The organism is Brachyspira sp. G79 (assembly GCF_002379365.1).
Lineage (GTDB): Bacteria > Spirochaetota > Brachyspiria > Brachyspirales > Brachyspiraceae > Brachyspira.
The window spans coordinates 968,602-982,871 of sequence record NZ_JQIU01000008.1 but is presented as its reverse complement, the minus strand read 5'-3'; the positions used below and the strand labels follow the sequence as shown (position 1 = coordinate 982,871).

The following is a 14,270-nucleotide window of genomic DNA, read 5'->3' as shown; positions in this document are numbered from 1 at the left end:
ATAAAAGAAATATTTGTGTTGGCATCATAATATATTTTTTCTATTATATTATCATTATTATCATATTTTATAGAACATATTGAATAACCGTTTGTATGATATGCATTTTGATTACTCATATTCTGAAAATATGTATATATATTATTACCTAATTCATCATATTTGAAATAACATTTTGAGTATGAGAAACGTATATATTCATCTTTAGTATCCAAATAATTAGCACAAGATATATTTCCAAAACTGTCTAATTCATAATATACAGAAGAATAAAAATTATTTAAAGGTATTATTCTATTATGATTATTGTCAAAAAAGGATTTTTTTATTAAATTACCGTATTTATCATATTCTTTTTTTATATATGAATATCCATAATCTTTATGTGTATTAAAAAACAAATTATTTTCACTATCCAAAAACTCTTCTTTTATAATACTGTATAGTTTGTCATAGTGAAATTTTATTTTAAATACGCCATTTCTGTTTATTATATTTTCTCCTTCCATATTAATGCCGTATTCTGTTACTATCATACCATTTTTATCAACTTCGTATCTTTTTCCGTAAAAACCGTTTTTATCTGATACAAATGTATTCCAAGAATCTCTGTAATAAACCTCATTGGTAATATATCCTTCATTATTATATTCAACCTCATACCTTACTATAGAACTTCCGTCAGATACAAATGGAAGATTAAATTCATTTTGAAACTCTATTATTTTTAAATCAGAGCTATATTCTCTAATCATTACTATTTTATTGTTATGATCTTTGCATATTATTCTTTTTACATTTCCAGACACATCGGCTTCTGGAATCCATACGCTTATATTAAAATTATTTTCATCATCTCTTAATCTTCCAAAACTATTAACTCTTCTTACCTGTTTTAAAACACGCCTTTGCTCTTCAAATATGTATGTAACAGCTCTTTTTAAATACATAGACTTTTTTAATTTTCCTATGCCTTTAGGAAGTCCGTATTGATATACAAAATTATTATAGTAAGTGATTTTTAATCTATTATAATCCCATATTAAAATGGCAGCTAAAGATAATGCGGCTAAAAAACATAATGAGATTATAAATTTATTCCTAAATTTTCTATTTTCTCTTCTTTTTTCTCTTTGTCTTAAATCATCAAAATTGCATGCCAATATACATGATAATATTTTTAATAATGCTATTTTTTTAGTTTCTTTTTCTTTTTGATCAGTTTTATTTCTTACATCAGCAGCAAGCGGTTCTATTTTTTTTATTATACCGTTTTCTTCTATAAATGTTAATTCATTAGGAAAAGCTTCATAAGGCTCTCCGTCTATTAATAGAGCAACTATTCTTTCAGAACGTCCTAATTCTTTAAATATCTTTATTTCTTTTTCTATTCTTTCAGATTGTTTGCTATTCTTTGAACATATTACTACTAAATATTTTGAATGTATTAATGCTTTTTCTGTATTTATATTGATATTTTCTGAAGATTCTTCGCTGTCTTTAAATACCCTCCCTATTCTTTTTGGAAAACCTTTTTTTATTAATTCTTTAGGCACGCTCCAAGTCTCAAATTCTCTAATCAGCCAATTAGCCCATTTACTGTCTAAATCTGTATTTCTAGAGCTTATAAAGACATCATAGTTATATATCGCTTCTTCATCAATCATTAATGTATCCTAATCAAATATAATATTTAATAATATAAAATTAGTAATATGATAATATGAGTGTATAGAATTAATTTAATTATATCATAATTGTAAATTTAGGCAATATAAACTATATGATAAAATTGTTTAAGAGCCATAGATATTGCATTTAAGTATTCCTTATTACAAAGGTTATAAAATTCTTTTTAATTTCTGTTATGTTGTGATTTAAACCTTTTTTAATAAAATATTTTTAAAACAAATTTAATATATATTTTTTGTAAAATTATAATTTAAGAAAAATTAATAATTGAAAAATATTGTATATAGTATAAAATATCATATCAATTTTTAGTATTAATTTGCGATTTTATCGGAGGAAAAAAGAATATGAAACACACTTTAGAAGGAGCATACACTCCTAAAAATATTGAAGACAAATTATATAATTTCTGGAAGGAAAACGGATTTTTTCATGCAGTTATGGATAAAAATAAAGAACCATATTCTATAGTCATACCTCCTCCAAATGTTACAGGCGTACTTCATATGGGACATGGACTTAATAATACACTTCAGGATATACTTATAAGATTTCATAGAATGCTAGGCAAATGCACTTTATGGATGCCGGGTACTGACCATGCAGGTATTGCTACACAGAATGTTGTTGAGAGAAGATTAAAAGCCGAAGGTAAAAATAAATATGATTTAGGAAGAGAGGCATTTGTTAAAAAAACTTGGGAAGTGGCTAATGAACATCACTCTATAATAGTAAAACAATTAGAAAAAATAGGCTGCTCTTGCGATTGGGAGAGAGAAAGATTTACTCTTGATGAAGGCTTAAGCAATGCTGTAAGAGAAGTATTTGTTGAGCTTTATAATCAGGGATTAATATATAGGGGAAAATATCTTATTAACTATTGTCCTAGCTGCGGCACTGCTTTGGCTAATGATGAGGTAGAACATGAAGAGACGGCAGGAGCTTTGTATCATGTTAAATACCAAATAGATGGCACTAATGATTATATTGAAATAGCTACTACAAGACCAGAAACTATTTTGGCAGACGTTGCTATTGCTGTTCACCCAGATGATGAAAGATATGCACATCTTACAGAGGAGAATGTTTTGATACTTCCTATAGGAGGCAGAAAATTAAGACTTGTAAAAGATACTTATGTTGATAAAGATTTTGGTACTGGAGCTTTAAAAATCACACCAGCACATGACCCTAATGACTTTGCTATAGCTCAAAGACATAATTTAGAGATTATCAATATATTAAATCCAGACGGCACATTCAATGAAAATACTCCTTCTAATTATCAAGGTAAAACAGTAAAAGAAGCTAGAAGTATGATTATAAAAGAGCTTGAAGAGTTGGGAGCATTTGTCGGAAAGGATAATATTAAGCACCAAGTAGGACACTGCTACAGATGTCATAATGTTGTAGAGCCTTATTACAGTGATCAATGGTTTGTAAAAATGAAGCCTTTGGCAGAAAAAGCATACAAGGCAGTTAATGACGGCAATACAAAAATATATCCAGAAAGATGGATTAATACTTATAATCACTGGATGACTGATATTAGAGATTGGTGTATAAGCAGACAATTATGGTGGGGACATAGGATTCCAGTATGGTACTGTGATGACTGCGGAGAGATGATGGTGTCAAAAACTGATATCGCAGAATGTAGTAAATGTAAAAGTAAAAATATTCATCAAGATGAAGATGTGCTTGATACTTGGTTTTCTTCTTGGCTATGGCCTTTTTCTACTTTCGGCTGGCCTGAGATTAATGAAGAATTAAAATATTTTTATCCTACTACGGCACTTGTTACTGGTTATGATATATTATTTTTCTGGGTTGCTAGAATGATTATGGCTGGAACTCATTTTATGAATGATGTACCTTTTAAAGATGTTTATCTTAATGGACTTATAAGAGATAAAATCGGAAGAAAAATGTCTAAGAGTTTGGGAAATGGTATTGACCCTATAGAAATTATTGATGAGCATGGAGCTGATGCTTTTAGATTTACTTTATCATTTATAACTTCATTAGGCGGTCAGGATATTTGGCTTGACAGAGAGCTTTTCAAAATGGGCGGAAAGTTTGCTAATAAAATATACAACAGTGCTAAATATATTTTTGGTAATATTGAAGATAATGCTGATATAAAAGATTTAGACAGTTTTGAACTTGAAAATAAAGATAAATGGATATTATCAAGACTTCAGAAAGCTGTTGATGATACTGCTAAAAAATTAAAAGAGTATAGATTTGATGAGGCTTCTCAGACTATTTATAAATTCTATTGGAATGAGTTTTGCGATTGGTATATAGAGATAAGTAAGTTTGATTTAAAAGACGAAAGTAAAAAAGAAAAAACTATTGCTGTATTATTGTATGTGCTTGAAGAGTCAATGGCTATGATTCACCCATTTATGCCTTTTATCACAGAAGAGATTTATTCTAATTTACCAAAGCATAATATTGATTCAAAAGCATTGATGATTAGAGAATACCCTAAAGCTAATAGTAAATATATATTTGAAGATATAGAAAAAGATTTTAACTTAATTCAGGATATAGTATCTGGAATAAGAAACTCACGTTCATCATTTAATTTGCCTCCTAATAAAAAACTTGATGTTATAATAAGATATACTTCAGACTATTTTAAAAATACTACAGAAAGCTATAAAGATATTATATCATCACTTTCGCTTGCTGAATCATTAAATATAGTTTCATCAAAAGATACTCAAAGAAATAAAGGTTCATTTGTTAAAGTATTTGAAGGCGGTGAGGTAAATGTTAATCTTGTAGGAATAATAGATTTAGAAGCTGAGAAAAAAAGATTAGAAAAAGAGGCATCTAAATATAAAAAAGATTTGGAAGCAGTAAACAAAAAACTTTCCAATGAAAATTTCATTAATAAAGCTAAACAGGAAGCTATTGACACAGAGAACAGAAAGAAAAAAGAGTTTGAGGATAAATTAAAAGGTATAGAGGAAGTTTTATCTTCTTTATAATTTTAATGCTTAAATAATATTTTTAATAGAAGTAAAATTAAAAACTTGGCTTATGTTTTTTATAAAATGTAGGTCAGGTTTTTTTATACCTAATAAAAAATTCAAATATCAATCATATAAATTTTATAATTAATCTTTTATTAAGAAATTTCTAAGCTTTTTCTAAAGTATATAAACAGAATTATTATTGTATACTGTATTATTTTATTCTATGCTATGTATCTATTTACTTTATTTTTATATTTGTTATAATCGCTCTCTATTAAAATATCAATTTTTAAGGAAACATAAATGAAAACTTTATTAAAAACAATCTTTTGTTTTGCAGTATCGTCTGCATCGGTATTTGGTATGTATGGTTTTAGTAATGATTGGATGGATTTTCTCACAGACAGCAGTCATCTTAGAGCTAGGACAGATCAATTAGGTTTTGTATTGGGTAATAGGGGAGTTAAAGGTACTTTCGGCTTTAAGGCAGATACTCTCTCTTTTGGTAATATAATGAGCTATATTGGTAATGGAAAACTATCATTAGATGCAACTGTTTCTTTGGGTTTGGCATACACTTCAGAGATTATAAGTGTAGGACTTGGATATAATTATACTTATATAGATTCTTCTTTAGATGTTCACACTCCTGTTTTAATGATTAATGCTATGAATGACAGTTTGAGAATATGCGTGCCTTTTCAAATAGCTGATTCTAAAGACAATTCCGATTATTCTGCTTTTAGTACGACTTCTGAAATAAGATATTATACTGGGTTTGATTCTATCAATGCTGTAAGACTTTATATTAATTATGGTAAAAATAGTTATAATGGTAATAGTGCTTCTTCTTTTGGATTTGAGTTAAGATTTTATTTTCTTCCTACTACTATTAATAGTGTTTGGATTAATCCTTTTATAAAAGTGTTATATTCTTCATCATTGGATGCAAAGGGTAAAGATATCATTAATGAAAATACTGATACTTTAGTAAATATACAGTCTCATGACAGAATACAGTATACTTCAAATAGGGTAAGTGAAATATATGAATCTAATCCTTATATTGTGAGAATAACTCCTGCATTGTCATTGTATGCTAATTCTGATTTTGTTAGTTTATATTTTGAACCTAGTATAGGCTATAAAATAATATATGATGGTAAAAAAGTCGGAGAGCTTAATCATACGCTTACTTGGGGAGCTTATTCTGAGGTGAGAATATATCCTGTAAGTGATTTGGAATGGTATTTTGAAATGGGTATAAACTCATCAAATAATCCTATACCTGTTAATTTTAGGTCAGCAACAGGCATAAATTGGTATTTGCCTCAATTATAATATTATATTTTATAGGCTTTGTATATTAATTTTTTGTAATATACAGAGCCAATTAAAATTAGAGTATTATATTTTCTATTTTTGTATATATGCAATTAATGTTATAATATAGCTTAAAATATAATTAGTACGATTTAGTATTATTATCTATTCTTTAGTCTTTCCAATAATTGCCTGCTGACATATATCGTTATATCTTGTGTCTCTTTTTCTTTTTTCTATGATAACAATTCCGTCATAATAATGTATAGAATATGCACTGTCAGTAAAACTATTGGGGTATAAATCATCTTCTTCAGTGGCCCAATATGCATTTAAATAGTCTATTAAGTTTTTGGTATATTCTATAAATGAATTAGGATTTTTATAACCGCCTCCGAAATTAGGCCAGTATGAAGTATAAACATCTTCGCATAAATAAATACCGTCATCTTTTATATGTCCGTACATCTCTTCAAATGTTACTATCTGCTGATTCATTCTATGTCCGCCGTCGTCTATTAGTATGTCCAGCTTTGGTATTTGATTCTTTACTTCATTTAAAAAATCTCTGTCATCTTGAGAGCCTATAAATATTTTTATATTATCCTGTTCAAATTGTTTGCATTTTGGATTTTTATCTATTGAGTATATATTGACATTGGCCTTATCGTTGTTATTTTTGAAATATTCTCTCCACATCTTCACAGCTCCTCCGCTTCCGACACCTATTTCCATCATGTTAATATCTTTACCTCTGTATTTGGAAAAATGTCTTTCGTATATATCAAAAAAAGGAAGATGTTTAAATATTGCTTCTCCTTTATTATTAAGAAAATAGTTATGCAAGTCTGCTTTATCTTTATTATCTTCATTTATTAGTATATCTCTTATTATTTCAAGTTTTTTTTTATCTTCTTCGCTGTCGCTTTTTACTAATAGTAGGTTTTTATGCGTTTTTACTCTCAATTTTTTTATTTCAGACTTTTTGCCTTTTTTCATTTTTATTCCTTTTATTTGTATCCGTAATTTTATACAATAAAATTTTAATTTGTCAAGAATTATATAATTTATATTTTTATATAAAAAGTAAGTTTTTTTTATATAAATAATATATATTTGTAAAAAAATATTATAAATATAAGATTTTTTTATTGATAATTTTACTTTTAATGTTAAATTTTTAATATCATATAAAATACAGTTGGAGTTCAATTTATGAAAAAGATAATACTTTCTATTATGATATTTGTATTTACATCATCTGCATCATTTGCAGTTAGCGAAGGATTTGAGTTTATATTAAATGTACCTGTTGGTATGAGTGTAGGTGTTTACGATTATGAGCTTACTGATTATGCTGAGAGAATGGATGCCATTAACGGTGGATCTATACGCAGTCAATTTGCTAGAAATGGAGGGATTGGTTTTGATATAGGAGCTTCTCTGCAGCTTGGATATATGATTAAGTTTACAGATACTATGGGGCTAAGTATACTCGCAGAAGCAGGATATAGTCATGATACTTATTCTTATATAAGCAGATTAGATAAAAATAATTCTTATTCATACTCTTTTGAAAGTTTGCAGTTGGGTGTTATACCTAAGTTTAATATTAAAAACTTTGCTATAGGTATTGGAGGAGGAGTAAAGATTCCTTTAGCTGGAAATATTAACACAAAAACTTCATTATTTGAAAGCAATACTAAATTAACTTCAGATGATATAAAAAGATTATATGAAAAAGCTTTAATGCCTTATATTAAAGTTACTTTTGATTATTCTATATTTTTTACTCAGAAAACAGCATTTAATATAGGATTATATTTAGGATATGATTTTGGTTTAGAGCCTAATATATATACTGTAGACGGAGCTATTGATGGAAACAGATTGGTTGTTGATGAGGTATCATATTCTAGTTTTGATATAGGACTTCATGTGGGATTAAAATTCGGACCTAGCACAAAATAGATTTGTTTTAATTGCTTGTATAAAAATAAACAGCTTATTTATATATTTTTATAATAGGCTGTTTTTTATTATATAAAATTTATTTAGGATTAATATATGAATGATAATATTATAGATATTTCATTAAATAATCAAAAGAAGGCTTTTAATATTATAAAAGAGCTTGATATAGAAGATGCTTTTGAAGCTATCGGTGCAAGGGTAAATTTAGTAGGTTCTTTAAAGATGGGGCTTTTAATGAAAAATAAAGATATAGATTTTCATGTGTATACTTATTCGCTTGATATAGAAAAAAGTTTCCTTGCCATATCAAAAATAGCAAAAAATAAAAAAATAGAGAAAGTAACATATACTAATTTAATAGATACAGATGAGCATTGTATAGAATGGCATTTATCTTATAGAGATGATTGTAATGCAGATAATATAGAAATTTGGAAGATAGATATTATTCATATATTAGAAGGATCCTATTATGATGGTTATTTTGAAAAAGTTTCTGATGATGTAATAAATATGCTTACAGAGGATAAAAGAAATACAATACTTAAGATAAAATATGAAACTCCAGATGATATAAAAATAATAGGTATAGAATATTATAAGGCTGTACTTAAATATAATGTTCAAACATTTGAAGAGTTTATAAAATGGAGAGACAAACAGTCATTTAGCGGCATAATAGAGTTTTAATTATATTCTATAAATTATAATTGCTATCATATTTAAAACAGCGTATAAGCAAATATAATTAATATATTTAGGTTTTGTATATTTTATATTTTCTATAAAGTATATTATTGGTACAAATCCAAGTGTAAATGATGAATAAAAATAATGCGGACGTCCTCCTCCAGCAATACCACAAATCATATAAAATGCTATTGTTGAAATTATGTAAACCATATAAAAAATAAAAGTTCTTTTAAAGTTTTTGTTTCTTTATCATTATTAGTTATCATTTTTTTAGTAAAGAAATGTTTATATGCATAGATTAATGCTATTAATGCAAATATAAATGAAAGTATATAGAATATAAATGTAAAAGTATATAATGGATTTTTACCAAAGTATGAATTTATAATGTCTTTTAATCCATTTACATATTTATCTCCTCCTTCATTTGTAGTAAAAAGAATTATAGAATATATTTGCGGAGGCTGTATTACATAATTAGTGCTTAACTCAGATTTTCTTCCCAATATTTTTGATAAACTTTCAAAGTGATTTTGAAATTGATATATTAAGTAAGGCAGATATGTTAGAAATGATATAAATACTCCTATAGTTAAAGGCAGTATATTTTTTCTAGTATCTTTTTTCCATCTTATTATTAAAAACACTATTAAAGATGGTATCATAGAAAAGAAATTTGAAAAATGGCATTGTGCTGATAGAGCTAATATTGGAAATAATAATACAGCATATATAAACTTTTTATCATTATATAAATATTCATATAACACAGGTAAGAATATAAAAGATAATATTAAAGGATTATGAGGATTATATATATTATTTCCAGCATTTAGAAAATAAACATTTACAGACATAAGGAGAATCATTATGCTAAATGTAGTCAATGAAAATCTTTTATAAATCCAAACAAAAAATATAATGCTTACTAATATAGATGTAATTAAATTAACAAGTCTTGCTCCTTCATAAGTTTGCCCTCCAATTAAATATTTTACTATATATGCTAAATAAAAATATCCGCCTGGTACCCTAGCATTTTCTTCATTATCATAATTTTTAGGAGTATTAAGAAAAACACCTTCTATAGGGAATCTTTTTTCTTTTATATGTTTTTCTGTTTGATAAAATTGGTACTGTTCATCTAGTCTTGGCGGTTTGCCTATAATTGTTTTATTGTATATATAAAATCTTAAAACTATTCCTATTATAACTGCAGCTATAGAAAGTATTATTAATAATTTTTTGTTATTAACTATCATTTTTATCCTTATAAACATTTTCTTTTTTTGAAATGTTAAATTTTGAAAGTATATAAACAATTCCGATTAAAAATCTTAAAAAATACATAGATATTGAGTAAATAGGGTGGGCTAATAGTTTTTCCCATTTTCCATTTTCTATGTACACACCAATATAACGGTAGAACATACCAAACTGTTTTTTAGTGGTTTTATCATACCCCCATTTTTTGAAGTAGTTATCAAAGTTTGATGCATAGTAGCTTTTTTTAATTATATATTGTTTTAATGTATGATTTTCATGATGATATAGAGGAGATTTTATTATGGATACTTCTCCTATTTGTTTTATACGTCTGTCGATATCCCAATCTTCAGTACCGTTTAAGTTTAGATCAAAGCCTCCTATTTTTATAAAAGCCTCTCTTCTAAAGAAACGTACAGCATCTATTACAGTAGCATCATAAAAAGAACGTTCAAAACTTCTTACTCTATTAAAAAAGTTTTTTCCGTATATTTTTTCTGGTATATATAGAGCATTAACATTTTTATTATTTTCAAAAATCTCTAGGCACTCTGTAATAACATTTTCTGATAAAGTCATATCTACATCTAAAAAACCTATTATTTCGCCGCTTGACATTTCTGCTCCATAATTTCTCTGTGCTGAACGTTCTGGTCCTTTTATAAAAGTTTTTGCTCCTAATGACTTTGCTATTTCTACTGTTTTATCTGATGAGCTATTATCTACTAATATTATTTCTGTATCTTTATAGTTTGAGTTTTTTACCGCATTGATACAGTCAGCAATAAAGTTTTCAGAGTTTTTTGTTGTGATTATAATGCTTACCATTTATTACTTACCAATATTTTAGTGTTTTTATATTATATTAATAATAAAAAAATAACAATGCTATTTAATAAATAAAAAAACAAGAGGTTTTGTATGCCCCTTGTTTTTAATTATTAATGATTATTAATGATTAATTATTTTTAGATCTCCAAGTTTCTTTTTCAAACTCGCCCTGTATAGGTACTAAAGATTCATCTAAATCTATTTTTAATACAGCATTAAAATTATTAGTAGCCATCATCTGAGCTGCAAAACCTACTATAGTAACTATTTCAGAATCATTAAAATGTTTTTTAAGATTGTTAATTAATTCATCAGTTACGCCGTTAGGGTCTTTTACCATCTGCATACCTAATTGTGATAATAATTGTTCTTTTTCATCTAGTTTAAGATTTTTAGGGTCTTCTCCTATAGCTTTTAAATCTCTTATAAAGAATAAAGAACAAAGCATACAGCCATTAGTAGTAGAAACAGAATGTGCTAATATCATAGCTGCTCTTTTACCAACTACTTCTACCAATCTGTCAAAAGAAGTGTACCAACCCATAAATGCTTCATAAGTTGCATAGTCATTTAATAATGCTTTTTTCATATTTGTAACATTGCCGCTTTTTTTTAATTGATAATCGAAAGCCTCTTTTACTTTACCTTGGGCTTCTTCATATTCCATAAATTTAACTCTAGCCATAAATCAATACTCCGTTTTAAAATTAACACTAAATTTAAATAATGTTTAATCTAGTATAACATAAATTGTAATAATATAAATACTTTATTTAGTAAAAATACTGAAATTTATATTATTAAGTAATATTATGATTTTTATTATTGAAAAAATAAGAGGCTTTAATATGAAATAATTACTAAAGCCCCTTATTAAAAGATTGTAGGATTAAAATATTTAATATTCTAAAACTAATTATCTTAGAATCAATTATTGTACATAAGTTCTTTTTTTGTCAAAACCTGTCTTAAACCATCTTTAGCCTGAGAATCGCTACCGTTATAGCTTAATGCATTTCTGTAGCTTTCTTCAGCATTATCAAGCTCATTCATTCTATAATAGCATTTACCTAAAGCTAAATTAATATCAAATAAATCTCTTTTAGATGACGCCAAGTTTAAAGCTTCATTATAAGCATATATGGCATCATTATACTGGAGTCTCCTATAAGAGAAAGCCCCATAAAGCATGTAATTTTCTACACTAGGAGACATTTCTACAAGCTGTCTGTAATAATCGGCAGCATCATTATAAGAACGTATCTCTTCCATCATAGTAGCTAATGTTATCCAAGCATTTTCTCTTACTAATGTTGTATTGTTTTCATCGTTTGCTGCTATAAGTAAAGATTCTTTTGATTTTTCGTAATCTTTAGTTTTATAATAAAGCATTCCAGCTCTGTATATACTCTCTCTATCTTTAGGATATTTTGAAAGTGTATAATTATAATAATTTAATGCCTCATTATTATTTCCTATGCTTTCATAGTAAATAGCAAGCGTTCTGCTTGGAAAGGCATTACCTACATCTTCAGCAATAGAATCTTTTAATAATTTGATTCCCCTGTCAGAATTACCGTAATATAATTCCAATTCTCCAAGTCTAGGCATAAATATAGCATTATTAGTTTCTATTTTGTATATCTCCTGATAATATTTAAGAGAAGGTAAAAAATCTTTTTGTCTGTATGTTATATCGCCAAGTCTTTCCAATGCAGTTTTATAGAGATCATCTTTATTGTCAGCCATTAGAATTTTTTTATAATTAGCCTCTGCCTCTTTAAGCATACTTCCTTTATAGTAGGAATTAGCAAGAAGTCCTATAGCTTCATAAGTATTGGTATACTCTTTCATTTTTGTTAATTTCAAATAATACTTAATAGCTCTGTCATAGGCATTTTCTTTTTCGTATAATTCACCCAAAGCAAGTATAGTATCAATATCATTAGGGTTTTGCTCAAGTATTTGTTCATATACTTTTTTTATACCGTCATAGTCTTCAACCTGCTCGTATATTTTTACAAGTCTTCTTATAGAGTCTGGTTTGGTATCAGAATTAACTAAACTTTTTAAATACATTTCTATAGCACTATCAGTATCTCCAGATATTACATAAATATCTCCAAGTATTGTAGCAGCTTTGTCAGCATATTCACCTTTGCTTCTTCTTACTAATTTACTTAAAGTATCATAAGCAACACTTTGGAAACCTTCATTAAGTGCTATTAAACCAACATAGAATAATGCTTCATCACTCTCTTCTAAAGATAATACTCTCTCATAATATCCCTTTGCCAAACGAGGTAAGTTTCTTTCCATATAAAAACGTCCCAAAGTAAGAAGGCTAGGTATATAATTGCTATTTATGGATAAAGAAGTTTCTAATGAAGTTAAAGCTTCATCATACATCTCTTTTTCCAAATATGATATTCCTAAATTATGTTTAAGTTTTTCATCTAAATATAATGAATTTGTCATAGTATTAAATATTTTTATAGCATTATCATAATCTTCAGTTTCATTATATATTTGACCAAGCAGTATATTTGCTTCATACTGTTTTTTAGGATCTATAGTTGTGCTTATTTCTTTTTTTAATATAGATTTAGCTTTGTTGTAGTCTTTATTTTTATAGTATTCTTTTGCCAAAGTGTAATCATCAGCGGCCTGAGAGTTTAATCTTACTTTACCTTGCATTATTGCCACATTTAATGATATTATAGCTATAAAACCCAAAGCACCTATACATAATATAAAAACCACCATTTGAAGATTTTTATATTTGGCTAGTCTTCTATTGTATGTCTTCTTCCTGTATACCATCTAAAATCCCATTAACAAATTTATAAGAATCTTTATCACTAAACATTTTAGCGATTTCGACTGCCTCATCTATAACTACAGATTTAGGTATGTCTTTTAAAAATATTAAAGAATATATAGACATTCTGATAATAGATTTGTCTACATATTGTATTCTTTTTATGTCCCAGTTATTAGAATATTTTTCTATTAAGCTGTCTATTCTCTCTAAATTTTTTATAGTTCCTTCCACTAGATTTCTTGTAAATGCAAATATATTTTCAGGTATTTTTTTATCATAATCAAAATCTAAAATATCATTTATACTTATTTTTCTTTCATTAATTTCATAAGAATATAAAGACATTACAGCATATATTCTTGCCTGTCTTCTGGCTCCATAGGAAGATAAATCCAAGTCTTTAATATTTTCTTTGTTTTTGGATTTAACTATCATTTTCTTTTTTACTACTTTTCTAGGAGCATTATCTGAAACCGCTTCTTCGTTTGTATTTTCTGTGTTGTCAATATTTTTTATCTCTTTTTCTTCAGACATATTATAAACCTATAAATTAATAATTTTCTTCTATATTTTTAATCTTTTTAAAGATTTTCGGAATATATATTATAAAAATGATTTTACCTAATATTTTTATTTATTAAAAAATTTTATTCAATAATGAATATTTTTCATAATAA

12 protein-coding genes are annotated in these 14,270 nt (G+C 26.7%); 4 read left to right on the top strand and 8 right to left on the bottom strand.

What is annotated here, in order from left to right; genetic code table 11:
- On the bottom strand, nt 1–1,667 hold a 1,667-nt coding region (locus KQ44_RS05710; protein ID WP_096736606.1), incomplete at its 3' end, for a toll/interleukin-1 receptor domain-containing protein.
- A gap of 372 nt (nt 1,668–2,039) precedes the next feature.
- Here KQ44_RS05710 and KQ44_RS05705 point away from each other — a divergent pair.
- Together KQ44_RS05705 and KQ44_RS05700 are read left to right on the top strand one after the other, a co-directional pair.
- Nucleotides 2,040–4,694 carry a valine--tRNA ligase gene (locus KQ44_RS05705; protein ID WP_096736605.1) on the top strand — a complete coding sequence of 885 codons (2,655 nt, stop codon included), beginning with the start codon at nt 2,040–2,042 and terminating at the stop codon, nt 4,692–4,694.
- A gap of 291 nt (nt 4,695–4,985) precedes the next feature.
- The gene (locus KQ44_RS05700; RefSeq protein ID WP_096736604.1) at nt 4,986–6,023 is read left to right on the top strand and encodes a hypothetical protein; all 1,038 of its coding nucleotides are present in this window, start codon (nt 4,986–4,988) and stop codon (nt 6,021–6,023) included.
- 147 nt (nt 6,024–6,170) lie between these two features.
- On the opposite strand, the gene KQ44_RS05695 is transcribed toward KQ44_RS05700, so the two are convergent.
- Entirely contained in the window at nt 6,171–7,004 is an 834-nt protein-coding gene (locus tag KQ44_RS05695) for a class I SAM-dependent methyltransferase (RefSeq protein ID WP_096736603.1), read from the bottom strand.
- Between the two features lie 216 nt (nt 7,005–7,220).
- Between KQ44_RS05695 and KQ44_RS05690 the strand changes: the two genes are divergently transcribed.
- Both KQ44_RS05690 and KQ44_RS05685 read left to right on the top strand, forming a co-directional pair.
- Nucleotides 7,221–7,976, top strand: coding sequence for an outer membrane beta-barrel protein (locus tag KQ44_RS05690; protein ID WP_096736602.1), 756 nt, complete (start codon nt 7,221–7,223; stop codon nt 7,974–7,976).
- A gap of 96 nt (nt 7,977–8,072) precedes the next feature.
- Nucleotides 8,073–8,669, top strand: a complete 597-nt coding sequence (locus KQ44_RS05685; protein ID WP_096736601.1) for a hypothetical protein — start codon at nt 8,073–8,075, stop codon at nt 8,667–8,669.
- Here the strand turns inward: KQ44_RS05685 and KQ44_RS14875 are convergent, their stop codons facing one another.
- The 6 genes from KQ44_RS14875 to nusB form a co-directional block, all read right to left on the bottom strand.
- Nucleotides 8,670–8,849: a hypothetical protein gene (locus KQ44_RS14875; RefSeq protein WP_240516502.1), complete on the bottom strand. Its 180-nt coding sequence runs from the start codon at nt 8,847–8,849 to the stop codon at nt 8,670–8,672.
- Between the two features lie 20 nt (nt 8,850–8,869).
- Nucleotides 8,870–9,934: a hypothetical protein gene (locus tag KQ44_RS05680; protein ID WP_240516501.1), complete on the bottom strand. Its 1,065-nt coding sequence runs from the start codon at nt 9,932–9,934 to the stop codon at nt 8,870–8,872.
- Complete coding sequence (locus KQ44_RS05675) at nt 9,924–10,766, bottom strand: glycosyltransferase (protein ID WP_096736600.1); 843 nt, start codon at nt 10,764–10,766, stop codon at nt 9,924–9,926. The genes KQ44_RS05680 and KQ44_RS05675 overlap by 11 nt, the downstream gene beginning before the upstream one ends.
- A 130-nt stretch (nt 10,767–10,896) precedes the next feature.
- Complete coding sequence (locus KQ44_RS05670) at nt 10,897–11,454, bottom strand: hypothetical protein (protein ID WP_096736599.1); 558 nt, start codon at nt 11,452–11,454, stop codon at nt 10,897–10,899.
- A gap of 242 nt (nt 11,455–11,696) precedes the next feature.
- Nucleotides 11,697–13,592: a tetratricopeptide repeat protein gene (locus tag KQ44_RS05665; protein WP_096736598.1), complete on the bottom strand. Its 1,896-nt coding sequence runs from the start codon at nt 13,590–13,592 to the stop codon at nt 11,697–11,699.
- Complete coding sequence (gene nusB / locus KQ44_RS05660; protein WP_096736597.1) at nt 13,564–14,127, bottom strand: transcription antitermination factor NusB; 564 nt, start codon at nt 14,125–14,127, stop codon at nt 13,564–13,566. The genes KQ44_RS05665 and nusB overlap by 29 nt, the downstream gene beginning before the upstream one ends.
- Between the last annotated feature and the right edge of the window lie 143 nt (nt 14,128–14,270).